This is a genomic window from Streptomyces sp. NPDC021100 (genome assembly GCF_044333095.1).
Lineage (GTDB): Bacteria > Actinomycetota > Actinomycetes > Streptomycetales > Streptomycetaceae > Streptomyces.
Window position 1 is genome coordinate 266080 of record NZ_JBIRQH010000004.1, and the last position, 23728, is coordinate 289807.

General features: G+C 73.8%; 24 protein-coding genes and 1 pseudogene. 10 read left to right on the top strand and 15 right to left on the bottom strand.

The genetic code is table 11. From position 1 onward, the window contains the following. Position 1: 1 nt before the first annotated feature. Together ACH4PU_RS10615 and ACH4PU_RS10620 are read left to right on the top strand one after the other, a co-directional pair. Positions 2-583, top strand: a complete 582-nt coding sequence (locus ACH4PU_RS10615) for a TetR/AcrR family transcriptional regulator (RefSeq protein ID WP_398269134.1) — start codon at positions 2-4, stop codon at positions 581-583. Between the two features lie 90 nt (positions 584-673). Beyond that, on the top strand, positions 674-1921 hold the full coding sequence (locus ACH4PU_RS10620) for an MFS transporter (RefSeq protein WP_398269137.1): 1248 nt from the start codon (positions 674-676) through the stop codon (positions 1919-1921). Between the two features lie 43 nt (positions 1922-1964). On the opposite strand, the gene ACH4PU_RS10625 is transcribed toward ACH4PU_RS10620, so the two are convergent. Together ACH4PU_RS10625 and ACH4PU_RS10630 are read right to left on the bottom strand one after the other, a co-directional pair. Next, positions 1965-2453: a GNAT family N-acetyltransferase gene (locus tag ACH4PU_RS10625; protein WP_398269140.1), complete on the bottom strand. Its 489-nt coding sequence runs from the start codon at positions 2451-2453 to the stop codon at positions 1965-1967. 95 nt (positions 2454-2548) lie between these two features. Beyond that, positions 2549-2764 (bottom strand): hypothetical protein, encoded by a 216-nt coding sequence (locus tag ACH4PU_RS10630; RefSeq protein ID WP_398269143.1) that lies wholly within the window; start codon positions 2762-2764, stop codon positions 2549-2551. A gap of 188 nt (positions 2765-2952) precedes the next feature. On the opposite strand from ACH4PU_RS10630, the gene ACH4PU_RS10635 reads away from it, so the two are divergent. The 4 genes from ACH4PU_RS10635 (at position 2953) to ACH4PU_RS10650 (ending at position 8142) form a co-directional block, all read left to right on the top strand. After that, on the top strand, positions 2953-4284 hold the full coding sequence (locus ACH4PU_RS10635; RefSeq protein WP_398269146.1) for a sensor histidine kinase: 1332 nt from the start codon (positions 2953-2955) through the stop codon (positions 4282-4284). Positions 4285-4446: 162 nt separating this feature from the next. After that, positions 4447-5115 carry a response regulator gene (locus ACH4PU_RS10640; RefSeq protein WP_398269149.1) on the top strand — a complete coding sequence of 223 codons (669 nt, stop codon included), beginning with the start codon at positions 4447-4449 and terminating at the stop codon, positions 5113-5115. Position 5116: 1 nt separating this feature from the next. Then, complete coding sequence (locus ACH4PU_RS10645) at positions 5117-5956, top strand: ATP-grasp domain-containing protein (protein WP_398269152.1); 840 nt, start codon at positions 5117-5119, stop codon at positions 5954-5956. A 521-nt stretch (positions 5957-6477) separates the two neighbouring features. Next, entirely contained in the window at positions 6478-8142 is a 1665-nt protein-coding gene (locus ACH4PU_RS10650; RefSeq protein ID WP_398269155.1) for an ABC-F family ATP-binding cassette domain-containing protein, read from the top strand. Between the two features lie 211 nt (positions 8143-8353). On the opposite strand, the gene ACH4PU_RS10655 is transcribed toward ACH4PU_RS10650, so the two are convergent. The 3 genes from ACH4PU_RS10655 to ACH4PU_RS10665 form a co-directional block, all read right to left on the bottom strand. Continuing rightward, entirely contained in the window at positions 8354-9580 is a 1227-nt protein-coding gene (locus ACH4PU_RS10655) for a beta-ketoacyl-[acyl-carrier-protein] synthase family protein (RefSeq protein ID WP_398269158.1), read from the bottom strand. A gap of 705 nt (positions 9581-10285) precedes the next feature. Then, positions 10286-10546 (bottom strand): hypothetical protein, encoded by a 261-nt coding sequence (locus ACH4PU_RS10660; protein WP_398269161.1) that lies wholly within the window; start codon positions 10544-10546, stop codon positions 10286-10288. A gap of 110 nt (positions 10547-10656) precedes the next feature. Continuing rightward, positions 10657-11436, bottom strand: a complete 780-nt coding sequence (locus ACH4PU_RS10665; RefSeq protein ID WP_398269163.1) for an AraC family transcriptional regulator — start codon at positions 11434-11436, stop codon at positions 10657-10659. Between the two features lie 188 nt (positions 11437-11624). Between ACH4PU_RS10665 and ACH4PU_RS10670 the strand changes: the two genes are divergently transcribed. Next, complete coding sequence (locus ACH4PU_RS10670; protein WP_398269166.1) at positions 11625-12368, top strand: alpha/beta fold hydrolase; 744 nt, start codon at positions 11625-11627, stop codon at positions 12366-12368. Between the two features lie 164 nt (positions 12369-12532). Here ACH4PU_RS10670 and ACH4PU_RS10675 read toward each other — a convergent pair. The 7 genes and pseudogenes from ACH4PU_RS10675 to ACH4PU_RS10705 form a co-directional block, all read right to left on the bottom strand. Then, positions 12533-12646: pseudogene (locus ACH4PU_RS10675) on the bottom strand (IS5/IS1182 family transposase); the annotation flags it as partial. Between the two features lie 183 nt (positions 12647-12829). Next, the gene (locus ACH4PU_RS10680) at positions 12830-13414 is read right to left on the bottom strand and encodes a hypothetical protein (RefSeq protein WP_398269169.1); all 585 of its coding nucleotides are present in this window, start codon (positions 13412-13414) and stop codon (positions 12830-12832) included. 78 nt (positions 13415-13492) lie between these two features. Continuing rightward, on the bottom strand, positions 13493-15148 hold the full coding sequence (locus ACH4PU_RS10685) for a hypothetical protein (protein WP_398269172.1): 1656 nt from the start codon (positions 15146-15148) through the stop codon (positions 13493-13495). Positions 15149-15433: 285 nt separating this feature from the next. Next, on the bottom strand, positions 15434-16039 hold the full coding sequence (locus ACH4PU_RS10690; RefSeq protein ID WP_398269175.1) for a DUF2867 domain-containing protein: 606 nt from the start codon (positions 16037-16039) through the stop codon (positions 15434-15436). Between the two features lie 167 nt (positions 16040-16206). Next, the gene (locus ACH4PU_RS10695) at positions 16207-16917 is read right to left on the bottom strand and encodes an MOSC domain-containing protein (RefSeq protein ID WP_398269178.1); all 711 of its coding nucleotides are present in this window, start codon (positions 16915-16917) and stop codon (positions 16207-16209) included. Positions 16918-16932: 15 nt separating this feature from the next. After that, on the bottom strand, positions 16933-17553 hold the full coding sequence (locus ACH4PU_RS10700) for a LysE family translocator (RefSeq protein WP_398269181.1): 621 nt from the start codon (positions 17551-17553) through the stop codon (positions 16933-16935). 437 nt (positions 17554-17990) lie between these two features. Beyond that, on the bottom strand, positions 17991-18830 hold the full coding sequence (locus ACH4PU_RS10705; RefSeq protein ID WP_398269183.1) for a S1 family peptidase: 840 nt from the start codon (positions 18828-18830) through the stop codon (positions 17991-17993). Positions 18831-19079: 249 nt separating this feature from the next. On the opposite strand from ACH4PU_RS10705, the gene ACH4PU_RS10710 reads away from it, so the two are divergent. Continuing rightward, positions 19080-19985: a DUF2268 domain-containing protein gene (locus ACH4PU_RS10710; RefSeq protein ID WP_398269186.1), complete on the top strand. Its 906-nt coding sequence runs from the start codon at positions 19080-19082 to the stop codon at positions 19983-19985. A gap of 53 nt (positions 19986-20038) precedes the next feature. Here ACH4PU_RS10710 and ACH4PU_RS10715 read toward each other — a convergent pair whose 3' ends face one another. Then, positions 20039-20563, bottom strand: a complete 525-nt coding sequence (locus ACH4PU_RS10715) for a GNAT family N-acetyltransferase (protein ID WP_398269189.1) — start codon at positions 20561-20563, stop codon at positions 20039-20041. A gap of 100 nt (positions 20564-20663) precedes the next feature. Here ACH4PU_RS10715 and ACH4PU_RS10720 point away from each other — a divergent pair, with 100 nt between their 5' ends. After that, complete coding sequence (locus ACH4PU_RS10720) at positions 20664-21323, top strand: hypothetical protein (RefSeq protein ID WP_398269192.1); 660 nt, start codon at positions 20664-20666, stop codon at positions 21321-21323. Positions 21324-21348: 25 nt separating this feature from the next. Here ACH4PU_RS10720 and ACH4PU_RS10725 read toward each other — a convergent pair whose 3' ends face one another. Together ACH4PU_RS10725 and ACH4PU_RS10730 are read right to left on the bottom strand one after the other, a co-directional pair. Next, positions 21349-21702: a hypothetical protein gene (locus ACH4PU_RS10725; RefSeq protein ID WP_398269195.1), complete on the bottom strand. Its 354-nt coding sequence runs from the start codon at positions 21700-21702 to the stop codon at positions 21349-21351. Positions 21703-21830: 128 nt separating this feature from the next. Beyond that, a complete protein-coding gene (locus ACH4PU_RS10730) occupies positions 21831-22496 on the bottom strand; it encodes a helix-turn-helix domain-containing protein (RefSeq protein ID WP_398269198.1) in 666 nt (221 codons plus the stop codon). A gap of 145 nt (positions 22497-22641) precedes the next feature. Between ACH4PU_RS10730 and ACH4PU_RS10735 the strand changes: the two genes are divergently transcribed. After that, positions 22642-23631, top strand: a complete 990-nt coding sequence (locus ACH4PU_RS10735; protein ID WP_398269200.1) for an alpha/beta hydrolase — start codon at positions 22642-22644, stop codon at positions 23629-23631. Positions 23632-23728 lie beyond the last annotated feature (97 nt).

A 23728-nucleotide genomic window follows, 5' to 3' on the forward strand; every position in this document is an offset into this window, starting at 1 on the left:
CATGGGCAGGAACAAGGAGTTCGACCCCGACGCCGCGCTGCGGTCCGCGCTGGACCTGTTCTGGCGCAAGGGGTACGAGGCCACCTCGATGCAGGACCTGGTGGACCACCTCGGCATCAACCGGGGGAGCCTCTACGCGGCCTTCGGCAGCAAGCACGCCCTCTACCTGCGTGCCCTCGACCGGTACTGCGAACTCAAGGGCGAGGCCACCCTGGAGCTGCTCGGCCGGCCGGGTCCCGCCCTGCCCGCCGTCCGTGAACTGCTGCTGCGCTACGCCGCCGAGACCATGGACGACCCGGACCGCAAGGGCTGCCTGGTCACCAACGCCGCCGTCGAGGTGCTGCCCGGCGACGAGCAGGCCGAGCGGCGGGTCGCCTCGGCCCTGGACGAACTGGAGACGGCCGTCGCCGGCGCCCTCGTCCGGGCCCGCAACCAGGGTGAGCTGACGGAGGGCGCCGATCCGCGCGCCCTCGCCCGGTTCTTCGTCACCTTCCTCCAGGGCCTGCGCGTCGTCGGCAAGACCGCCGGCGGGCGCCGGCGGCTGGAGGACGCGGTCGACGGGGCGCTGAGCGTGCTCCGCTGAGCCTGCCCCGGCGTCCCGAACCCCCCTGTGCTCCAGGGGGTTTTCCTTCGCCCTTTTATTGGAACGATCGGTTAGGAAAGGTGTTGCCGTATGAGCCGAGCCACCACCGTCCCCCGGCCCGTCTACGTGCTCGCGCTGGGCATCTTCGCCATGGTCACCAGCGAGTTCGTGGTCGCCGGGCTGATGCCGCAGCTCGCGGAGGGGCTGGACGCCACCGTGCCCGAGGTCGGGTACCTGATCACGGCCTATGCCGCCGCCATGGCCCTCGGCGGCCCCTTCCTCACCGTCGCGCTGATGAGGATGTGCCAGAAGAGCGCCCTGTACGTGCTGTTCGCCGTCTTCCTGGCCGGGAACGTGCTGGCCGCCACCGCCACCGACTACCCGGTGATGCTGATCGCCCGGATCGTCACCGGCGTCGCCTCCCAGGCGTTCTTCGGCATAGGCCTCTCCCTCGCGGCCCAGCTCGCGAGCCCCGAGGCGCGCGGCCGGGCGCTCGGCACGGCCATGAACGGGCTGATGCTCGGGACGCTGCTGGGCCTGCCGCTCGCCACCCTCGTCGGCGAACACCTCGGCTGGCGGGCCGCGTTCTGGGCGATCAGCCTGCTCACCGCCCTCGCCGCGGTGTGCACCGCCGTCGGCGTCCCCCGCCCGGGCCGGCCCCAGGGCGGCGAGAGCTTCCGGCAGGAGCTGGAGACCTTCCGCAACCCCCGGCTGTGGCTGGTCCTGTCCACCAGCACCCTGATCATCGGGGCCACCTTCGCCGCGTTCAGCTACTTCAACCCGCTGCTCACCGAGGTCACGGGCTTCGGCACCGGCACCGTGCCGCTGCTGCTGATCGCCTACGGCGCCGCCACCGTGCTCGGCAACTCCGTCGTCGCCCGGCTCGCCGACCGCCACACCCTCCCGGTGCTGCTCACCGGCCTGACGCTGAACGCCCTCTTCCTCACCGGCCTCGCCCTGCTCGCCCACCTCGCCGTACCCGCGGTGATCTGCATGATGGGCATCGGACTGGTCGGCGTGACCATGAACCCGGCGATGATCACCCGCGTTCACCGCACCGCCAACGCCCGTCCCCTGGTCAACACCATCCACTCCTCCTTCATCACCCTCGGCATCATCATCGGGTCCTCGGTCGGCGGGCTGACCGTCTCCGGCTACGGCCTGCGCGGGCCGGTGTGGCTCGGCGCCGGTCTGGCCGTCCTGGGCCTGCTCACCCTCGTCCCCGACCTGCGGCGCCGGGGGAGCGGTGGGCCTGCGGTGACGGAGGAGGCGAGGGAAGGGGAGATGGCGAAGAAGGCGGAGAAGGCGGAGAAGGAGTTGTGCGCGGCGCGCGGGTGACGGGCGCGGGGCGCGCGGGGACGGCCGTCGCCGGGCCGCCCGCTCACAGCTCCCGGTACATCACGTGCAGCCCGACGTAGCCCTCCCGCGGATGCCGGAACGCGCCCGGCACGGTGCCCACCACCTCGAAGCCCAGTGACCGGTACAGCCGCACGGCCGGCTCGTTGCACTCCACGACCGCGTTGAACTGCATCCCCCGGAAGCCCGCCGCCCGCGCCCACTCCAGGGTGTGCGCGCACAGGGCCCGGCCCACGCCCCGGCCGGCGTGCGCCGGGTCCACCATGTAACTGGCACTGGCGATGTGGGCGCCGTTGCCCGGCCGGTTGACCGTCATGTTGGCGGTGCCCAGGACCGTACCGGCGTCGTCGACGGCGACGACCGTGCGGTTCGGGGCCGGGAGCAGCCACAGGGCGCGGGCCGCCTCCTCGTCGAGGTCGAGCGGGTAGACGAACGTCTCGCCGGCGGCGGTGATCTCGCGGAGGAACGGCCAGATGGCGGGCCAGTCGTGCCCGGTGGCCTCTCGGATCTGCATGGCCGTGATCCTGCACGGGGGAGGGGCGGAGCGCCAGGGCTTTTCGGCGCCGGCCGGGTACGCGTCCCCGCCCGTCAGAAGGGGTGCCCTGCCGGTCAGGAGGGGGTGCCGCGCCGGCCCAGGGAACCGCCGAGGAGGCCCAGGGCGATGCCCAGCACCACGAAGACGGTGTTCGCGTAGACCGCGTAACCGTCGGGGGCGAGATACCGGAGGAAGCCGAAGAGCCGGAACCAGCCCAGCCATTCGTGCAGCAGACCGGTGATTCCGCCGGCCGTCAGGACGAAACTCAGAAAACCCAGCGCACTCTTCATGCGGCGAAGGTAGGAGGTGGCGTGCGGGCGCGGCGTCGGCCGTCGGGAGGCGGTGCGCCGGCCGAAGGAGGCCTCTGGAGGGTCCGGTGTCGTCCAAAGGTATCGGGACGCGCCGAAGGTGTCGGGCGAAGGTACCGGGCCGGCCGGCGGGCCGTACGCCCGCCGCCCCGAGCGCGTACCGTCCGGTCATGACCCGCCTCCGTCCCGCCACCCGCGACCGGCTCGCCGACCTCGGGTGCTTCCTGCTCGCCGCCGCCTTCTCGGTGGCCACCGCCGAGGACGCGCTGGACGGCCGCCGGCTGTCCGAAGCGGTCCTGTTCGCCGACCAGTTGGCGGGCGGGCTCGCGTGCGCGGCGCTGTTCCTGCGGCGGCGGTGGCCGGTCCAGGTCGCGGTGGCGCTCGTGGTGACCGGGTCCTTCTCGCACTTCGCCGCCGGGCCGATCATGGTCGCCCTGTTCACCGTCGCGGCCCACCGGCCGCCGCGCGTCACCGGATGGGTGGCCGCGTTCACGGCCCTGCCGCTGCCCGTCTTCCTGCTCGGCCGGCCGGCGTTCGACGAGCCCGGCACCGCCTCCGCGTTCACCTACTTCGCCCTGGTCGCGGGCGCCTTCGGCTGGGGCCTCTACGTCCGTTCCCGCGGCCGGCTCGTCGCCGGGCTGCGGGAGCGCGCCGACCGGGCGGCGGAGGAGGCGCGGCGGCAGGTGCGCGAGGAGATCGCGCGCGAGATGCACGACGTGCTCGCGCACCGCCTCTCGCTGCTCAGCGTGCACGCGGGTGCGCTGGAGTTCCGGCCGGACGCGCCCGCCGAGGACGTCCGGCGGGCGTCCGGGATCATCCGGGACGCGGCGTACCAGGCCCTGGAGGACCTGCGCGAGATCATCGGCGTCCTGCGGCTGCCCGCCGGGGACGCCCCGGACCGGCCGCAGCCGACCCTCGACGACATCCCGCGGCTCGTCGACGAGTCGCGGGAGGCGGGGATGCGTGTCGAGGCCGAGGTGCGGGTCGAGGCCGGGGCGCGGGCCGCCGCCGGTACGTCCGCCGGCGGGCCGCCGGCCGACGTCACCGGGCGTACCGCGTACCGGATCGTCCAGGAGGGGCTCACCAACGCCCGTAAGCACGCGCCCGGCGCGGACGTCACCGTGACCGTCGAGGGCGGCCCCGGCACCGGGCTGGTGGTGGAGGTGCGCAACGCGGTGCCCGCGCCGGTGCCGGCCGCCGCCCTTCCGGGTGGCGTCCTGCCGGGTGGCGTCCTGCGAGGCGGCGGCACCCTCGGCGCCGGCCTCCCGGGCGGCGGTGCCTCGCGCGGCGGTGTCCCGGGCGGCGGCCTCCCGGGCGCCGGGCAGGGTCTCACCGGCCTCGCCGAACGTGCCCGGCTGGCGGACGGCCGGCTGGAACACGGCCGCTCGGACGGGGAGTTCCGGCTGCGCGCGTGGCTGCCCTGGGACGGCCGGCGCACCCCGTCGTCCCCGCCGCGCGAGGCGGTCGGGGGTGGTGGGGGCGCCGGCGCACGGGTGCCATGAGTCCGCCCGGGACCGCGGGGGCCGGCGGCCCGGCCCGGGGCCCTCTCCGCGGCCCGGTTCTCCCCCGGCGCCGGGCCCGGCCGGCCGATAAGGTGAGCGAGCCGACCCCACCCGCAGCCGCCCTCCACCCCCGAGGGAGCCCGAGAAGCCCGAGGAACCCCGGTGACCGAGCCCGCGACCGTCCGCGTCCTCCTGGTCGACGACGACCCGCTGGTCCGGTCGGGGCTGCGGCTGATGCTGGGCGGCGACTCCGGCCTGGAGATCGTCGGGGAGGCGGCGGACGGCGCCGAGGTGGAGCCGCTGGTCGACGCGCACGCCCCGGACGTCGTCCTGATGGACATCCGGATGCCGACGGTCGACGGGCTCGCGGCCACCGAGGCGCTGCGCCGCCGCCCGCGCCCGCCCGAGGTCGTCATATTGACCACGTTCCACACCGACGACCACGTCCTGCGCGCCCTGCGGGCCGGTGCCGCCGGCTTCGTCCTCAAGCACACCCCGCCGCCGCAGATCGTGGAGGCCGTACGGAAGGTGGCCGCGGGGGAGCCGGTGCTCTCCCCGGCCGTCGTCCGGCAGCTCATCGCCCAGGTGGCGGACGGCACCGGGCCCGGCGACCGGGCGGCCCCGGCCCGGCGGCGGCTCGCGCTGCTCGGCGAGCGCGAGCGGGAGGTGGCCGTCGCGGTCGGCCGCGGGCAGTCCAACGCGGAGATCGCCGCGCACCTCTACCTGAGCGTCCCCACGGTCAAGACGCACGTCTCCCGCATCCTCACCAAGCTCGACCTGAACAACCGGGTGCAGATCGCGCTCCTGGTGAACGACGCCGGGGAGCTCTGACATGCCGTCAGGCGCCGACGGACCCCTCTGCCTCGCCCCGCAGTACACGTCGACCCGCGAGCTGCTGGCGCGCGCCGCCCGACGCCGGGGCATGGACGTCGTGACGCTGCCCGCCCGGCCGACGGGCGACGGCACGGGCCCCGGCGGCCACTACTACGGCGGCCCCCACTACGCCGCCCGGTTCGGCGCCGGCCTCGGGGTGGCCCTCCTGGAACCGGCCGACGACTGGCTGCCCCGGCTGCCGTTCGCCTTCCGCCGTCGGAACACGGTCCTGACCACCCTGGGCGCCGCCCGCCGGCTGGACCGGCCCGCCTTCGTGAAACCGCCGTCCGACAAGAGCTTCCGGGCCGCCGTCCACGCCGACGGCGGCGGGCTCCCGGCCGCGGCGGACCTGCCGGACGGGACGCCGGTGCAGATCGCCGAAGTGGTGGAGTGGGCCGTCGAGTTCCGGCTGTTCGTCCTGGACGGCGAGGTGCGCACCGGCAGTCGATACGCCGTGCACGGGCGGCCGGACTCCGCCCCGCTCGACGGGCACCGGCACCGCGCCGCCGTCCTCTCCTTCGCCCGCCGCCTCCTGGACGCCTGCGGCGACTCGCTGCCCAGCGCGGTCGTCGTCGACGTCGGGCTGCTGCGCACCGAGCGGGCGCCGGACGCGGAGTGGGCGGTGGTGGAGGCCAACATGGCCTGGTTCAGCAACTGTTACGCGGCCGACCCGGAACGGGCCCTGGACGTCGTCCTCCGCGCGGCGGGCCCCCGCGAGCGGCTGTCCGGGCGCGACCGCCGGTTCTGCCGGGACCGGGACGGTATCGGGGGAGCCGTTCAGGCGGGCAGGGCGGGGTAGCCGGTGTACCCCTTGCGGCCGGCCGCGCGCTGTGGCACGAGGCCGGACGCGTCCGGACCGAACCGGAGGACGCGGCCACCGGCGGCCTCGGCGCCGACGAGCGGTCCGCTGCTCTACGGGCGCCGGGACGGCTGGAGGAGAACCCCGCCCGGACGGTGGCCGGCGGGTGAGCCGCCGACGGGGAGGAGAGGGGGGTGTGGGTCCTCGACGGTACGCGGCGGTGAAAAACCGCGTTGACGGGTCCCCGCCGCGCTCCCTACCGTGTATCTCGCCCCTGTTGCCGTCGATCGGAGAAGGACGTTGCTCGTCTGAGGTCCTGAGACACCGCGCGCCGCGCAGCCACGCCGTTCCCGCGTCCGCTGCCCGCGCTCCGTGTGCGACCTCGACGCTTCAGCCGTCCTCCCGCCGGTGCGGGGATCCTCGTCGTGCTTTCGTGGTTCCCCCGCTTCGCAAGGTCGCCCCGCGGTGTTCTCGTGCGCTGCCGCCCACGTGTCCACCTCACACGACCTTGCGAGGCCCGTATGTCACATTCCTCCCCCTATTCCTCCTCTTCTTCGTCCGTCTCCGTCGCCTGCTCGGCCCTCGCCCACGAGTGGCCTGACGGCACCACCGTCTTCGACGGGCTCGACGTCTCCTTCGGGCCCGGCCGGACCGGCCTCATCGGCGTCAACGGATCGGGGAAGTCGACCCTGTTGAAGATGATCGCCGGGGAGATCCGGCCGGCCGGCGGCAGCGTCCGGGTGGCCGGCGAGGTCGGCTATCTCCCGCAGAACGTCACGCTGGACACCGCGCTCCGTGTCGAGGACGTCCTCGGCATCGCCGGCACCCGTGCCGCCCTGCACGCCATCGAGGCGGGCGACGCCCGCGAGGAGCACTTCGCCGCGGTCGGCGACGACTGGGACGTCGAGGAGCGCGCCACGGCGACGCTCGCCGGCCTCGGGCTGGGCCACATCGGCCTCGACCGCACCACCGGCGAGCTGTCGGGCGGCGAGTCGGTCCTGCTGCGCCTGGCCGGGCTGCTGCTGCGCCGGCCGGACGTCCTCCTCCTCGACGAACCCACCAACAACCTCGACCTGTACGCGCGCCGCCGCCTCCACGCGGCCGTCGAGGCGTGGTCCGGCGTCCTGATCGTCGTCAGCCACGACCGCGAACTCCTCGAACGCGTCGACCGGATCGCCGATCTCCGCGCGGGCGGGGTCGCCTGGTACGGCGGCGGCTACTCCGCGTACGAGGAGGCGGTGGCCGCCGAACAGGAGGCCGCCGAGCGCATGGTCCGGGCGGCCGAGTCCGACCTGCGCAAGCAGCGGCGCGAACTGGCGGACGCCCACGTCGTCCTGGCCCGCCGCAAGCGGTACGGCCAGAAGATGTGGGACAGCAAACGCGAACCGAAGATCGTCATGGGGGCGCGCAAGCGCCAGGCCGAGGTCTCCGCCGGCAAACACCGCATCCTGCACGAGGAGCGGGTCGCCGAGGCGCGGGAACGCCTCGACAAGGCGGCGGAGGCCGTGCGCGACGACGACGAGATCCGCGTCGACCTCCCGCACACGGCCGTACCGCCGGGCCGCTCGGTGCTGACGCTGCGCGAACTGCGGCTGCCCCACGGGGCGGGCGTGGATGGCGAGTTGGAGCTCCGCGGGCCCGAGCGGATCGCGCTCGTCGGCCGCAACGGCTCCGGCAAGACGACGCTCCTGCGGACGATCGCCGGCGAGCTCGACGCCGTCTCCGGCGAGGCGACCGCCCACGTCCCGCTGCGGTTCCTGCCCCAGCGGCTCGACGTTCTCGACGACGGGCTGACCGTCGTCGAGAACGTGGCGCGGTTCGCCCCCGAGGCGACCCCCAACGAGATCCGGGCCCGCCTGGCCCGCTTCCTGTTCCGGGGCGCCCGGGCCGCGCAGCGTACCGCCACCCTCTCCGGCGGCGAACGCTTCCGCGCCGCCCTGGCGGCCCTCATGCTCGCGGAGCCGGCCCCGCAGCTCCTCCTCCTCGACGAGCCGACGAACAACCTCGACATGGCGAGCGTCCGGCAGCTGACGACGGCCCTGGAGTCGTACGAGGGCGCGCTGATCGTGGCCTCCCACGACCTCCGCTTCCTGGAGTCCATCGGCGTCACCCGCTGGCTCCGGCTCGACGGCGGCCTGCGGGACACGACGGGCGAGGAGGTGCGAGCGGAAACGGCCGGCGGCTGAGCGGGGGCGCGGACGCCGGGCGGTGCGGAACGGCTGCCCGGGCGCGTACGGACGCCGTGCCGGACGTCCACGCCACCGGCGACGGACCGCGTTCGTCGGGCGGCGTCGGGCGGCGTTGAGCGCGGGGGTGGGCGCCCGGTGCCTCAAACGTGGCGCGAAGCCCCCCCGCCTCCCTGCCGGAAAGCGGGTCGGCCGAGGCCGGCCGCGCGCCTCACGGTGCCGGTGTGAACACCAGTGACGCGTTGTGCCCGCCGAAGCCGAACGCGTTCGCCAGGCCCGCCGTCAGGGCGCCGTGGCGCGGCTTGTCGGCGACGACGTCGAGGGGGATGTCCGGGTCCTGGACCTCGAGGTTCCGGGTGGGCGGGACGGTGCCGTCGCGGAGGGCGAGGATGGTGGCGATCGCGCCGAGCGCGCCCGCCGCGCCGAAGAGGTGCCCGGTCATGGATTTGGTGGCCGTCACGGCCGGGTGGGTACCGAGGGCCTCGGTGACCGAGCGGGCCTCGGTGAGGTCGCCGAGCTGGGTGGACGTCGCGTGGGCGTGGACGAGGGCGATGTCGCGCGGGGACAGCCCGGCGTCGGCGAGGGCCCGGCGCATGGCCCGTACCTGTCCGTCCTGGTGGGCGGCGGTGATGTGGTGCGCGTCGGAGGTGACGGCGGCCCCGGCCAGCGCCGCGTGGGCGCGGGCCGCCCGGGCCGCCGCGAAGCCGGCGCGCTCCAGGACGACCACGGCGGCCCCCTCGCCGATGACGAAGCCGTCGCGGTCGACGTCGAACGGCCGGGACGCCCGCCCGGGCTCGTCGTTGCGCGTCGAGTGCGCCTTGGCCTGGGCGAACCCGGCCATCGGCAGGGCACAGACGCACGCCTCGGTGCCACCCGCCACGACCACGTCGGCGCGGCCCAGCCGGATCAGGTCCAGACCCTGGGCGATGGCCTCGGCCCCTGAAGCGCAGGCGCTGACGGGGGTGTGGGCGCCGCCCCGGGCGCCCAGTTCGATGCTGACCCAGGCGGCGGGACCGTTGGCCATCAGCATGGGCACGGTGTGCGGGGAGACCCGCCGGACGCCGGAGGTCTCCAGGATGTCGTCCTGGCCCAGCAGGGTCAGGGCGCCTCCCGTGCCCGTACCGATGACGACGGCGAGCCGCTCGGGGTCGACCTCGGGCCGGCCCGCGTCGGCCCACGCCTCACGGGCGGCGATCAGGGCGATCTGCTCGCAGCGGTCCATCCGGCGGGCCTTCACCCGGTCCAGCACCTCGGTGGGCTCCACCTTCAGCCGGCCCGCTATCCGGACGGGGAGGGCGGCCGCCCACTCCTCCTCGATCGACCCGATGCCCGACTCCCCGGCCAGCATCGCCGCCCAGGTGGACGCGGTGTCGCCGCCCAGCGGTGTCGTGGCTCCCAGCCCGGTGACCAGTACGGCGTCGGTGTTCCCAGCGCTCACTGGTTGACCCCCTCTGTAGTGCAAGCTTTGTGGTACGAGAACAAGCGGACAAGCGCCCGCATCCCGGAAGCGGTGCGGGCGTCGGCCGCCTATGTGCCCACCCTGTCAAGGGAAGTGGGGATTCGTGGATACCGTGATCAAAACATTCCGACGACGTTCCCCTGTGGGATCCCTACAAGAGACTCACCTGGCGCCGCGCCTCGCCGCTCGGTGGGACGGTCCACGACCCTCGCCGAGGACCCCGACCACACGGTCACGCCCGCGGTGGACCGCTCGCGGGGCCGCCGCGGTTCTGAAGGGTGCGCTTCAGCGGTCGCTCCTACGCTGCCGGCCGGTGCGGTCAACACGCCATACTCGTCCCGCGAACTGGTTCGAGCAGGCCCGGGCGGCGGAACGGGGACGGGACTGGGACGCGGCGATCGCGCTGGTGAGCGCTCGCGCCGCGTGCTGTTCCAGCGATCCCGACAAGCACGGCAACCATCTGTGGCACATGGATCTGCTTGCCCGAGCGGAACGGGTCCCCGAACTCACGGAACGCGCTCTCACGGATGTCCACGCACGTCGGAGACTCAACCGGGCACTCGGCGAGCGGGGTATGGAGGCGGCGCTGCGTATGCGCGCCGAAGACGGTGACCGCGACGCTCTGTACGTCCTTCTTCGCCTGTTGTGCGAGACGAGTCGGGTGCAAGAGGCCCGGCAGGCAGTTCAGGACATGGGCCCGGAGGACCGGCACGCCCGCCGGATCGTGACCTCACATCGATACCAGGGCCGGCTCAGTCTGTGACGACCTGGGTTTTCTCCGCGTGTGACGACCTGGGTCTTGAAGCCCTGGTCGGCCAAAGCTCTGCCGACGGTGCTGCCGCCGGCCTTCTCGGCAACCCCGCTCGGCAGGGTGATGCCCGCGGTGTGGTCGTGAACGGTCGCGGCGAGGACGTCCACGGCGATGACCGGGCCGAGGACGTCCACGGGTCACACCGCGCTTGCGGTCCGGCACTCGCCGACGGTACGTCGGTCGTAAACCAGCGGATTTCCCTGCGCCCCGGCGCCATGGCCGGCGCTCCGGGTCGGCCCCCGACTCAGCGTCCCCCGCTGCCGGTGTTCCCGCGGAGGGCGCGGTGGCGGCCCGGAGTCGTTCCGACGATGTCGGTGAATGCGGCGATGAAACTGCTCGGGTTGGCCCAGCCGCAGGCGTAGGCGGTGCGGATGGTGTCGTGGCCGTCGGCGAGTAGCACGAGCGCGTGGTGGATGCGCAGTTGTGTGCGCCACTCGTAGAAGGTCATGCCGAGTTCGCTGCGGAACAGTCGGCTGAGGGTGCGGGTGCTGGCCCCGATCGTCGCCCCGAGTTCGGCCAGGGTGGCGTTGTCTGCCGGGTTCTCGTGCAGGAGGCGGGCAAGGGCCCGCAGTCGATCGTCCTGCGGCTCCGGCAGGTGCAGCGGCTGTTCGTCTGCTTCGCGGAGGTCGTCGACGAGGACCCGCAGCAGGCGAGCGCGCGCACTGCGGCTGTAGCCGGGTGCGTCGCCGTGGTTGCGGGGGCCGGTCAGAGCGAGCAGGACCTCGCGGGCGAGGCCGGAGGCCAGGAACACGGCGGGGTGGTCCGGTACGAGCCGGGCGAGGGACGGCGGGAGAAAGACGATGCGCATGTCGGTGTCGCCGTGGGCCCGGTGGTGGTGCGTGAACCCGGCGGGGGTCCAGGCGACTCGGTTGGCCGGAACGATCGACGTGCCGCGCTCGGTGTGCACCGCCAGGACGCCGCCGGCCGCGTAGACCAGGTGTCCGCGCGGGTGCGACTGCGTCTTGCTTGCCTCGCCGGACGGCCAGAGGTGGCGCCCGCCGGACGGCCACACGTGCGAGGTCACACCGGCGGTCGGAGGAGTTTGGCGGTGAACGGGCATCGGTTGGCAGCCTAGCGGTAACGGGCCGCACCACGGCCCGGTGAGACTTCCTCGTGTGGAGCGGTCGCCGGTCGCGCGGCGCTCCCGACCGAACCGCGGTGCATCGGAGCAGCGTGCCTCGATGCCGCGGCCTGAGGGAGTAGGAGAAACGCATGGCTACGTTCATCCTCGTGCCGGGTGCCTGGCACGGCGCCTGGGCGTTCGAGGCGGTGGTTCCGCTGCTGGAACACGCCGGACATACCGTTCACGCCCTGACCCTGACCGGCCTGCGGCCGGAGGACGACGACGCGACGGTCGCGACCACCAACCTCGACACGCACGCCGGCGACGTGTTGCGGCTGCTCGATCGCGCCCACATCACCGAAGCGACGCTCGTCGGCCACAGCTACGGCGGGATGGTGATCGCGGCCGCCGCCGACCGCGCCGGCGGCCGGGTCGCCCGACTCGTGCATCTCGATGCCTACGTGCCGCGGGACGGTGAGTCGTGCTGGTCGTCGACGAGCGACGGCTACCGGGAGGCGTTCGTCGCCGGTGCGGCGGGCACCGGTTACGCCGTCCAGCCGTCGACTGGCGGCGATCCCCGCCGGCGGCCGCACCCCCTCGCCTCTTTGCTGCAGGAAATCCGGCTCACCGGCGCGTTCGCCCGAGTGCCCCATCGGGAGTTCGTCTACTGCTCGGGGTGGGAGGACAGGACGCCGTTCGCCGGCCTCCGTACCCGGCTCCAGGCCGATCCCGAGTGGCAGGTCCACGACCTCCCGACCGTCCACAACGCCATGCGTGAGGACCCGGAGGCGGTGGCCGCGCTCCTGCTCGGCGAGCCTGTCGCGGACGCATCAACGTACCGACGCCAGGCTGCGTCCGATGCGGCACGTCACGCGATGTCCGTTTCACGGTAGGGGTGGGTGAGCTGATCGCGGGCTCACCGCTCCGGCTGCGCGGCCGGTTCCGCGATGCGTTCCCGCGCGGCCTCGGCCTCGGCGACGACCTCCTGTTCCCGCTCCTCCAGCCGTGCCAGTACTGCCCCCAAGGTCGGCTCGCCGCCGGTCATGCGCCGCGCATCGCCCTGGTGGCCGCTGACGGAGGGGTGCTGGGCCTTCCAGGAGGTGACGACGGGCTCGATCAGGGCCCACCGCTCGTCGGATAGGTCGCTCCTGTAAGGCCGGCGGTCACTCACGGGAACCCCCCAGCGCGGCCGGACACTCCGAACGGCGTGGATGCCGATGGCGCCACACGTTCCGGTGATGACAGAAGCGACATCGCCTTACATATCGCCCTCTTGGGGGTCGTCTCAATCGGTCGGCGCGGTGGGCTGCGGGCTTCGCCGCCGCAGGCTCATGCCCACCCGGAGCGACAGGGCTCAGGTGTTCGCGGCGCCATAGTGCAGGACGTCGCCTTGTGGAAGCAGGTATCCGATGTCACGCGTCTGCGGCAGCACTCCCGCCAGTGTCGACGCGTCGGTGCAACCGGAGACCTCGTAACCGATGACCCCCAGGCTGAAGGAGACGCTCGTGAAGGTTTCGGCCCCGATGGCAGCCAGCCATTCGTCCATCGCGGCGGACCTGAAGAACGGCCGACCGTCCCAGTAGGCGATACCTGCCTTGTCCAGGGCACCGACGGGGACGTAGAAGTCCAGCCAGTCACTGTTTTCATCCCCGCCCCGGATCGCCACACAACCGCACACAGCCGGCCGGCCCGTCGGCAGCCGGACCTGACCGTACAGATTGCCGAATTCGGCCAGTGATTCCACGGTGCACGGCACGGGATCCTGCTCCTCGGGTTCACGGTCTTTCCGCCCGAAGCACCCGTGAACGTCTGCGGCAGACCACAGAGCACTCAGGACGGCTTGGATCCGGGCGTTATCGCTCGACCCGACCTCTATGGCCAGCTCGTAGAAGCCGTCGGACCAGTTGGCCTGGTCCCGGAAGGCGGCAGGACTCGTCATGACGTGATCATTTGGCAGAGCCACCCTTCAACGCCACCCGCACTGTAAACGCGCGGCCAGACCTATGGGGTTGGCCCTTCAGCCGTCGCCCCCGCCGGGGGCCCGTGCGGGCGCCTGCACAGGCACGGGCACCGGGACCGGCGCCGGATCGCGCCGCGCCCCGGCGGCCCGGACCGACGGTCCCGCGCCGGCCCGCTGTTCGAGGGTGATGTCCACCCCGCGGGCGCTGTGGTGGAAGGCGGGGGAGAAGCCGGCGCGGCTGAGGACCCGTTCCTGGGCCTCGGTGGTACGGGCGGCGGCCTCGCGGGCGCCGGACGAGAGGTGGGTGCAGGTGACGTGCCAGACGCGGGACGTCCGGTCCAGGCGGTCGCGGAGCAGGGCCGGGTCGGCGGGCAGGTTGTCCAGGGCGCCGAGCCCGGCGGCGGTCCGTGCCCGGCCCAGGTCCGGGCGGTTCGTGAACGCCTCTTTGAACGCGGTGGCGATCAGGCCGCACCGGGCGCCGCTGAAGAGGACGGCGTCGCCGGGGGCGTCGTGGATGCGCAGGGTCCTGATCACGGCGCGGGTGTCCCACTGGCGGCTGTCCTCCTGGCGGATGGCGACGTGGGACGCGGCGAGGGGCACGGCCGCCAGGAGGGGCAGCACCAGCCGCCGGCGCGGGGGGACGACGGCGACGGCCGCCGCGAGCAGCAGGGCCAGGGCCGGCAGGCAGAACAGCAGGTAGCGGTAGGCGAAGAGGGGGTGGCCGAGGGAGACGGCCATCAGGAGCAGCGGGGGGACGGCCAGCCAGGGCACGCCGACGGCGAGGGCCGACGGCGGGGCCGCGCGCCGGCGCGCCACGAGGACGGCCAGCGCGGCGAGGGCGGTGAGGGTGAGCAGGAGCCGCAGCGCGGTGGGCAGGGTGTCCTGGCCGGGGGTGAGGAGCCAGGTGAAGTAGTTGACCGGGGTCCCGGCCGTGACCGGCGCGGCCTCGCCCACGGCGGAGCTCTGCGCGGAGCCGAGGACCAGCAGCGGGACGACGGCGGCGACGCCCGCGGCCTGGGCCGCGAGCAGGCGTACGACGGCGGGGCGGCCGGGGCGCCGGAGGAGCACGGTGACCGCGTGGGCGGGCACCAGCAGCAGCCCCAGCACGTTGAACCAGCCCAGCAGGGCGACCAGTACGGCGTAACCGGCGAGCCACCGCTTCCGGGGTCGTCCGGCCGGTCCGTCCCGTCCGGCCAGCGCTTTCACCAGGGCGCCCGTGGCCAGGACAGCCACCGCCATGACGAAGGCGAACGAACGGGCCTCCTGCGCGTACCGCGACGCGGTCGGCAGGACGGCGAGCAGCAGTCCCGCGCCCGGCCCGAGCCGCGGACCGCCCAGCAGCCGCCCCAGCCACACGAGACCGGCCACCGCCACGGCCACCGCCAGCGCGGAGGGCACCCGCGCCGTGAACTCGTTGAGGCTGCCGTTCGCCTGCCCTACCAGGTACATCAGGATGTAGTGCAGGCCGTGTACGGCGTCGACCCGCCCCAGCAGGTCGATCAGTTCCGGCCAGGACCGCCGCGCCACGTCGATGGTGACGATCTCGTCGGTCCACGCGGAGGGCCGAGTGTTCCCCCACACGCCGATGATGAACGCGACGACGGGCATCGCCCAGCCGGCCACGCGCGCCCAGCGGGCACGGCCGCCGGGCGCGCCGGAGGCGCCGGACGGGACGGTGCGGGGCAGGACGGGTTGGGGCGAGGTCGTCGTCACGGTGCTGCTTTCGTCACCGGCGCTTTCGCGCCGGGCGGTGCCGGTCCGGGCGGCGCACGGCGTCGCGCGACACCGAACGGAATGCACCCCCACGTCCGGCCTATTATCCGCAATGCGGACCTAGTGGCCAAAAGTGCGACCGGGTAGGGGTGATGGGTGCCGGGCGGTGTGCGTGCGCGGCGGAGCGGGAGGCAGGGGGCGAGGGCGGGAGTGGGCCGTACCCCCGTACCGGCCCACCGCGCCCGTCGCCTGCCGCCTCCCTTCGCGCGCCCCGCCGGCCCGCCGTCAGCCCGCGTCGGCGCGCGCCGCGCGGGTCGGTTCGCTCTGCCACGCGCGGCCGATGCCCCGGAGCACCGCCGGGTAGACGCCGAGGTACCGGAACGGCTTGATCGCCGCCATGTAGGCCCTGCCGGGCAGGCCGTTCGGCTTCACGAGGACGGCCATCTGGCCGCGGTAGCCTCCCTTGCCGTCCGGCACCCAGCCGATGTGCCGCACCGCGTGCACGGTCCGGTTGGCGATCTCGGAGGCCCACTCGTCCCGGGTCTGGTAGAGGGAACGGAACGGGCCGCCGGCCACTTCGGGCCCCCTCGGGCCCTCGCGGAGGTCGGCGGGCAGCCGGTCGAGCAGCGTCGGTACCCGAGCGCCCGCCCCGGCCTCGGGGCGGTCCCAGCCGAGCAGCGCCCCGAGCTTCCACCGGACCGCGAAGAGCGTCCGGGCGACGGGCGAGTCGGCGTACGGCAGCCGGGGCCCGGTGAGTTGGCGGACGAGGCGGTCGAGGCCGTCGGGGCCGCCGGGCGTCGGCAGGGCCCAGACGTCGTCGAGGCGGAAGTCGCCGGCGATCTCGTGGATCCGCCAGGGGCGTGTGGTGTGGGCGGTGTTCGGAAGACGCATGGGTGGCCCCCTCGGTCTATACGGTGCCGTATAGACGGCAGACTAGCCGCAGCTATACGGAGGCGTATAGACCGGGGTGGAGTGAAGGGGGACACAGGAGGAGGGGGGCGCCCGGCTCGCGGGAAGTGCCCCCGCGAGCCGGGCGGGAAGGGCACCGGCCCCGGCCGTCAGTCCGCGACCAGAGCGTCCCCGACCCGTACCGTCCCCGCCCGTACCGCCGTCGCCAGCGCGTCCAGGCGCATGTCGTGCCCGCGGGCGATCGCGCGCAGGACCAGCGGGGAGTGCGGCAGGTCCCGCTGGGCCTCGTTGGTCATGGCGCACCGCTCGCTGGAGCGCTCGAAGCGCAGGCGCGCGGTGCCGCCGACGGACGCCGTGCGGCCGAACCACTCGTCCTCGACGAACGGCCGGGTGCCCGGCGGCGTCCGGACCAGGAGGTCGGGCCGGAAGCGGCGCTCGTCGACGGGCACGCCCGGGACCGCCGCCCGCACCCAGTCGAGGGTGGCGGTGGTCAGTACGCTGACGGGCAGCTGGTCGAAGTGCGAGACCGCCCCCTCGCGGGCCACCTCGACGTCGTCGCGGCCCAGGTAGTCGCGGAGGTAGGCGGTGGCGTCCGGGACGGGGACGCCGTCCGGGTCGAGGAGCCGCGGCACGTCCGACCCGTCCGGGTAGCGCGAACGCAGCCGCAGCAGGCCCGGCATCCGGCGGAAGCGGCGGGTGTTCTTCCCCGAGCCGAACCGGCCCTCGGCGTCCCGGACCGCGTACAGCCGGTCGCCCACGAGCCCCCGCGCCTCGATGTCCACCCGTTCCAGCGTTTCGCCGCCGGTGGACTTCACCGGGTAGCGCCAGATCCGTTCGATCGTGCCCAGTGCCGAGCTCATCCGTCCCCGCCCCGGTCAGCCGGTCTCGGCCGCGATGCGGAGGCCGAAGCCGAGCAGGACGACACCCGTCACACGGTCCAACGCGCGCCGCACCCGGGGCCGTTCGAAGACCGACCGGGCGCGTGAGACGACGTACACGTACGTGCCGAGCCAGGACAGGGTCAGCACCGCGTGCAGCAGGACCAGCAGGCTCATGCCGGCCGTCGCGGAGAGGCCGTCCGGGGCCAGGGTGGGCAGGACGCCGGTGTAGAAGACGGCGATCTTCGGGTTGAGCAGGTTCGATACCAGGCCGCTGACGAACGCGCCCCGGGGGTTCCTCGGGGCTGCCTCCGCCGTGGGGGCGGGCGCCCCGCGCCGGCTCTGCCGGAGCGCCTGCAGGCCGAGGAACGCCAGGTAGCCGGCGCCGAGCAGCTTGACGGCGAGGTACGCCCCCGCCGACGCGGCGAGCACCGCCGCCAGCCCCACCACCGTGAACACGCCCCAGGCGAGGAGGCCGACGGTGATGCCGGCGGCGGTGCGCAGGCCCTCCGCCCGGCCGGCGGCGACGGCCCGTTTGGTGACGACGGCCATGTCGGGTCCCGGCACCACGGTCAGCAGAGCCAGCACCCCCGCGGCCGTCGCCGTCTGCGTCCACATCGTTCGTTCCCCCGTCGTGTCTCGTCGGCTGTGCGTCCATCCGTCCGACTTGCCGCGGTTTCCTGTGCGGTGGGACGGGCCTTCCGGCGATCCTACGCAGCACCTCCGGCCGTCCCGCCGGGAGCGGGCGTCACGCCGGCACGGGGGCCGGGCCGGACGTCCGGCGCCGGTGGCAGTGCACGGTGACCACGGTCAGCGGCGGGCCCAACGGGGCATGTTCGGGAGAGACTTCGTCTTCGGCCTGGGGTCATGCCGCGACCGCGGGGCGGCGGCGCGCGTCGCCCCGCGGTCGCGGGTGCATCATTCCCGAGGCGTATCCGACGGGCGTCCTTCGCGCGGTCATCGCGGAGTCCGGCCTTCCGGTCGCCTTGGCGGACGGCTTGCCTCCGCGGGGGTTCCCACAGCGGTCTCCGCGGGGGTTTTCGCGGCGGTTTCGGTCACAGCCCCAGTTCCGGAGCGACCGTGCTCACTTTGGTGAAGACGGACACCGGGTACGTCGCGTCGCAGTACTTGTTGCCCGTCGAGACGATCCCGATGAGCACGCCGTCCGCCACCAGCGGCCCGCCCGAGTCGCCCGAGCAGATGCTGTCCGACCGGCCCTCCGCCGAGGTGCCGCAGACCTTGAGGGTGGTGTCCGTGGTGTCGGAGAACGGCTCGCAGGCGGCGAGCGGGGACAGGGTCAGCGTGGCCTTCCGCAGCTTCCGGCCCTGGGTGTCCCCGCTGGTGTGCCCCCAGCCGTAGACGGTGGCGGTGCGCCCGTTCGCGTACAGCGCGGCGTCCTTGTCCCGCGCGACGCGCAGGGGCTTGTAGGGGAGCGGGCGGTCCAAGGTGAGCACGGCCGCGTCGTGGACGAGGTCGTGGGTGTACTTAGGGTCCAGTGTGACGCGGGTGACGCGCCGCTCCTGCCCGGCCGTCGAGAGGCGGTCGGTACGGCCGCCGACGACGGTCAGCGCGGTGGGGCGGGGGGCGTTGGACGCGCAGTGGGCGGCCGTCAGGACCTTGTCCGGCGCGACCAGCGTGCCGCCGCACCAGGTGCTGTCCGGCCCCTCGGCGGCGTCCGGGTTCTTGATCAGTACGGCGAACGGCGCCTCGCCGACCGTGGCCGGCGCCCCGCCGCGCACGGCGGCGGCCGGCGGGGCCGCGACGCCGGCGGCGGCGACGAGGGCGGCACCGCCCAGGAGGGCGGCGGCGAGCCGGCGGCGTGCGGGCGCGGATGTGCGCTCGGGCGTGTTGGTACGTGCGGACGCGCTGATGGGCGTGGGCGTGCTCGCGGGCATGGATCCCCCTGGTCCGGCTGTGCGGTGGTTGATGGCGATCACCCTGCCGCCGCGTCCCGCCGGTCCGCCATGCCCACCGCCCGATACGGGATGCCGGAATGGTTCTTCCCGCTCTGACCTGCGCACATGTCCGTGCAGGGAATGGCGGCCGGGAACGGTGGACGGCACCGCGAGGACCCCAGTCGCGCCCCACGGTCCGCATCCCCGCGCTTGACCTTGACGCAACGTCAACTTCTACCGTCCCGTCCCATGCAGATCATCGTGCACGACACCGCCTCCGCCACCCTCGACCTCCTCCGCCGCCCGCCGGCGGAGCGCCCCGACGCCCTGCGGGACATCTACGCGCCTCTCGAAGGCCCGATGTCCGTCACGGGGCACTTCGACCCCGTCCAGGCCCACCGCATGGGCAGCGGTTTCCCACTCGGCGGTGACGGCGGCCAAGGCGGCGACGATCCCCGGCTCCCCGCCGCCCTGCACCGGATGCGGGAGGCGGGCGTGTGGGAGCGGGTGGCGGACTCGCTCGCCGCCGCGTGGGAGCGGATCGACGCCGCGGTGCCCGGCGTCGCGCACGCCGAGACCGTCCACGTCGTCATCGTCCTCGGCAACCCGGACGACGAGCACCTCACCGTCCGCAGCTCCGGCTACTTCGGCCTCGGCGGCTTCCCGGGCGCCATCCAGCTCGTCATGTGGCCCACGGAGACCAGCCTCCGGAACATCGGCCACGCCGCCGCCCACGAGCTGCACCACAACGTGCGCTACGCCAACGTGGCCTGGGACCCGGCGGCCGTGACCGTCGGCGAACACGTCGTCGCGGAAGGGCTCGCCGAGGCGTTCGCCCGGGAGCTGGCCGGTGAGCAGGGGCTGTGCCCCTGGACCCGGGCGCTGACCGGCGACCGCCTGGACCGCGCCTACGAGCGGATCACCGCCGACATCGACGTGGCCGGCATGGGCAACGCCTTCGCCTACGTCCTCGGCGACGCCACCGCCCGCCTGGTGGGCCAGGAGCCCGTCGGGCTCCCGGACTTCGCGGGCTACGGCGTCGGCCTGCGCATCGTCGAGGCGCACACGGCGGCCACCGGTCTGACCGCCGCGGAAAGCGTGGCGCTGCCGGCCCGCGAGATCCTGCGCAACGCGGGGGTGGCGACGGAGGCGTGACCTCCTGCGTGGCCGTCCGCCTGATCACAGGCCGGGCACGACGACGGCCGTGCTCAGCCCCGCAGCTCCTTCTCCAGCAGTGTGAACGACTTGGGCGCGCCGCCCGGTTGCGGCTTGCCGGCCTTGTGCCCGACGACGCGGTAGCCGGCGTCCAGGTAGTACGCGGTGAGGCGCGCGTTGCCGGCCAGGCAGTCCAGCCGGACGACGTTCCGGCCCGCCGCGGCCACGCGCCGCTCGGCCGCCCGCAGCAACTGCCGGCCCGTCCCGGGGGCGGCGGCCTCCCGGTCCACCATCAGCCGGTGGACGTATCCGGCCACGGGCGCCTGCGGCCCCCACGCGTCCTCGTCCTCCCACCACAGCTCCCACGCGCCGACCACCCGCCCGCCGGCCTCCGCGAACCAGGCCTCGCCGCACTCGACGGCCCGTCGGAAGTGGTCCGTTCCCAGCTCGCCCGGCCTCCACTGCCCGTCGACGCCCCGGGCGAGCATCCAGCGGGCGGCCTCGTCCCGCAGGCGGACCAGGGCCGCGAGGTCGGCGTCGTCGTCGGTGGCACGTCGGAAGCGCGTCGTCTCGTTCATGGTGGTGATCTTCGCAAGGCGCGCGGAACGGCTCCCGGGGCGAGCGCACCTTATGCTCGACCGCGTTCCGGATGATCGGCTTCGGCTGAGGGGGAGAGACGTGCGTCGCACGGGGTGGGGAGCGCGCTCGCGGGCGGGTGCGCTGGTGGCGGGCGTGCTGCTGTGCGCGGCGGCCTGCGGGGGCGGCGGGGGCGGCGGGACGGACTCGGGGGTGGCGGCCGGAGCCGGCGCGACCGGGAAACCGGCGTCGCGTGCCGGAGCCGCGCTGGACGCCGGGACGCTGCGGAAGGCCCTGCCGACGTTGCGGAGCCTGCCTCCCGGCTGGCGGGCGGGCAACACGCCGCCGAGGGCCAAGGAGGTGCCGCGTGCGCGGTGGTGTGCGGAGGGCGTCGCGCACGGCGACTGCTCGCTCTTCCACGGCGTCGCGGACGTCCAGTACAAGGCGCCGGGCGACTCCGGCTCCGTGGTCTGGACGCTGTTCTCCTATCCGGACCGGAAGGCGGCCGCGACCGCCTTCGGGAACCGGAAGAAGACGCCGCGGATTGCCATGCCGCAGGTCGGCGACGAAAGCACCGCCTACTCCGTCCCGGCGGCCCGCTACGCCACCCCTGGCACCGACATGGTCGTGCGGGTGGGCACGGTCATCGCCCAGCTGACGTACCAGGACGCGGACAAGGACAAGGACAGCGCCCAGGTCCTGCTCGCCCTCGCCCGCGCCCAGGCCGACCGCCTGCAGCGGGCCGAACGGAACGCGGGCTGACGGCCCCGCCCTCGGGGCGGCCCGCTCAGACCCCGCCCGCCTCTTCCAGGGCGGCGGCCCGCTCCTTCAGCTCCGCGGCGATGCCGTCCCAGTCCGGGCCGTGCAGCCACAGGCTCTCCGCCGCCTCCCGCAGCAGCACCGGATCGTCCGGCCGCTGCAACAGCGCCAGCCGGTATGCCAGGTTCCGTATCCACACCGGCAGGTAGCCGTCGACCAGGTGCGGGCTCAGCTCGCGCAGCATGGCGAGAATCTCGTCCGCGCCGGCGAAGGTCAGCTCCTCGACGAAGTAGTGCTCCGCGTGCCGCGCGGCGCACTCCGGCGTGGGCCGGTGTTCGTCCCCGTAGAGGCAGCGGGCGTGCTCGGTCAGCGTGCTGTGCATGACAGGCAGCGTATGTGACTGCGACTTTCAGTTGGCGGATCACGCTTTGAACCTGCAGGTCAGGGGAGCCTTGAGAAATTCCTGTCGGCGGACTTCAGAGACAATTGGCGGATCATGACTGTGGATGCTCACTGTGCCTGAGTGTCCGGGTGTTTGATGCTCTGGTTGGGAGCAGCTCCTGAGTCGATGGTCCCGCGACCAGCGGTCGGCGGGGTGCGCAGCCGTAGGCGTTCTCCTTGGGGCCCGAACATGATCAGGTACTCGACCGGTCCGGCGGATCCGGCGTTCGCGACTCCGTGGGGGACGCGGGTGTCGAACTCGACGACGTCCCCGGCAGTCAGGACGAGGTCCTGGTTGCCGAGTGCGATCCACAACCGCCCGTACAGGACGCACAGCCACTCGTAGCCCTCGTGGGACACCTGGCGGGGTCGTCCAGGCGGCTCCGCGACGGCAGGAAGCACGTGCTTGTGGGCATGCAGGCCGCCGACGTACTGGGTCAGCGGCAACACCGCCTTGTCGTCGCCGAAGCCGTGCGGCGCCGTGCTGCGGGGCTCGGCCGCGGGGGCGGATGCGGTGCCGACCAGCTCGTCCAGGGCGACTTCGTATTCCTTCGCCAGCTGCAGCACCACTTCCAGGGTGGGCTTGCGCCGACCGGTCTCGATCCGCGACAGCGTACTGGGCGAGATTCCGGTCGCGCAGCTGACAGCGGCGAGTGTGACGCCACGGCGCTCGCGCAGGACCCGCAGCCGCGGCCCCATCGCCGCCAGCGTCTGGGTCACGTCGTCACCTGCCATCGTCCCCGTTCCTTTCCGCCGTGCCGCCTCACCGCCCTGTCCTGCAACCTTGCCAGAATGGCAACGCTGATCGCGCTGAGCGGCCGCAGCACCGCATGATCGATGGGTTCCCGCCGGCCGCCCACGACCAGAGGAGAAGTCCCCCATGCGATCAGAGCCGACCGCCGCACTCCGGCACCGCACCGTCCAGGCCCCAGCCGGGCGCCTGCACCTGGTAGAGCAGGGCACCGGCCCGTTGATCCTGCTCGTCCACGGCTTCCCCGAGTCCTGGTACTCCTGGCGCCACCAGCTCCCGGCCCTCGCCGCGGCCGGGTACCGGGCAGTGGCGATCGACGTGCGCGGCTACGGCCGCTCCTCCAAGCCCGCCGCGACCGACGCCTACCGAATGCTTGACCTGGTGGAGGACAACGTCGCCGTCGTGCGCGCCCTCGGCGAGGAGAGCGCGGTGATCGTCGGCCACGACTGGGGCTCCAACATCGCCGCCGTCTCCGCCCTGCTCCACCCCGAAGTCTTCCGCGCCGTCGGCCTGCTGAGCGTCCCCTACGCGCCGCCCGGCGGCCCCCGCCCCACCGACGTCTTCGGCCGGATCGGCGGCCCCGAGCAGGAGTTCTACGTCTCCTACTTCCAGAAGCCCGGCCGCGCCGAGGCGGAGATCGAGCCCGACGTCCGGAGCTGGCTCGCCGGCTTCTACGCGGCCCTGTCCGCCGACACCATGCCCGCCCAGGGCGAACCCGACCCGCACTTCGTCGCCCGCGCCGGCGGCCGGCTGCGCGACCGCTTCCCCACGGGGGTCCTCCCGGTCTGGCTGAGCAAGGACGACCTCGACGTCTACGCCGGGGAGTTCGAGCGCACAGGGATCACCGGCGCACTCAACCGCTACCGCAACATGGACCGAGACTGGGAAGACCTCGCCCCGCACCGCGGAGCCCCGATCAAGCAGCCCGCCCTGTTCATCGGCGGCGCCCTGGACGCCTCCACCACCTGGATGGCCGACGCCATCGACGCCTACCCCACCACCCTCCCCGCCCTGACCGCCTCCCATCTCCTGGACGACTGCGGCCACTGGACCCAACAGGAACGCCCCGACGAGGTCAACCGCCTGCTGACCGACTGGCTCGCCACGATGCAGAGCTGAACCAGGCCGACCAGGAGAGCAGCTTGGCGGTGCGTTTCGGGTGGGCCACGCCGAGATAGCACATGCCGTTCTGCTCGGGTGACGCCGAACAGCCGCA

Bases quoted from the DNA above. Each gene is read 5' to 3' on its own strand.
- ACH4PU_RS10615 (WP_398269134.1), top strand. From the start codon at position 2: ATGGGCAGGAACAAGGAGTTCGACCCCGACGCCGCGCTGCGGTCCGCG.
- ACH4PU_RS10620 (WP_398269137.1), top strand. From the start codon at position 674: ATGAGCCGAGCCACCACCGTCCCCCGGCCCGTCTACGTGCTCGCGCTG.
- ACH4PU_RS10625 (WP_398269140.1), bottom strand. From the start codon at position 2,453: ATGCAGATCCGAGAGGCCACCGGGCACGACTGGCCCGCCATCTGGCCG.
- ACH4PU_RS10630 (WP_398269143.1), bottom strand. From the start codon at position 2,764: ATGAAGAGTGCGCTGGGTTTTCTGAGTTTCGTCCTGACGGCCGGCGGA.
- ACH4PU_RS10635 (WP_398269146.1), top strand. From the start codon at position 2,953: ATGACCCGCCTCCGTCCCGCCACCCGCGACCGGCTCGCCGACCTCGGG.
- ACH4PU_RS10645 (WP_398269152.1), top strand. From the start codon at position 5,117: ATGCCGTCAGGCGCCGACGGACCCCTCTGCCTCGCCCCGCAGTACACG.
- ACH4PU_RS10650 (WP_398269155.1), top strand. From the start codon at position 6,478: ATGTCACATTCCTCCCCCTATTCCTCCTCTTCTTCGTCCGTCTCCGTC.
- ACH4PU_RS10670 (WP_398269166.1), top strand. From the start codon at position 11,625: ATGGCTACGTTCATCCTCGTGCCGGGTGCCTGGCACGGCGCCTGGGCG.
- ACH4PU_RS10680 (WP_398269169.1), bottom strand. From the start codon at position 13,414: ATGACGAGTCCTGCCGCCTTCCGGGACCAGGCCAACTGGTCCGACGGC.
- ACH4PU_RS10690 (WP_398269175.1), bottom strand. From the start codon at position 16,039: ATGCGTCTTCCGAACACCGCCCACACCACACGCCCCTGGCGGATCCAC.
- ACH4PU_RS10695 (WP_398269178.1), bottom strand. From the start codon at position 16,917: ATGAGCTCGGCACTGGGCACGATCGAACGGATCTGGCGCTACCCGGTG.
- ACH4PU_RS10700 (WP_398269181.1), bottom strand. From the start codon at position 17,553: ATGTGGACGCAGACGGCGACGGCCGCGGGGGTGCTGGCTCTGCTGACC.
- ACH4PU_RS10705 (WP_398269183.1), bottom strand. From the start codon at position 18,830: ATGCCCGCGAGCACGCCCACGCCCATCAGCGCGTCCGCACGTACCAAC.
- ACH4PU_RS10710 (WP_398269186.1), top strand. From the start codon at position 19,080: ATGCAGATCATCGTGCACGACACCGCCTCCGCCACCCTCGACCTCCTC.
- ACH4PU_RS10715 (WP_398269189.1), bottom strand. From the start codon at position 20,563: ATGAACGAGACGACGCGCTTCCGACGTGCCACCGACGACGACGCCGAC.
- ACH4PU_RS10725 (WP_398269195.1), bottom strand. From the start codon at position 21,702: ATGCACAGCACGCTGACCGAGCACGCCCGCTGCCTCTACGGGGACGAA.
- ACH4PU_RS10730 (WP_398269198.1), bottom strand. From the start codon at position 22,496: ATGGCAGGTGACGACGTGACCCAGACGCTGGCGGCGATGGGGCCGCGG.
- ACH4PU_RS10735 (WP_398269200.1), top strand. From the start codon at position 22,642: ATGCGATCAGAGCCGACCGCCGCACTCCGGCACCGCACCGTCCAGGCC.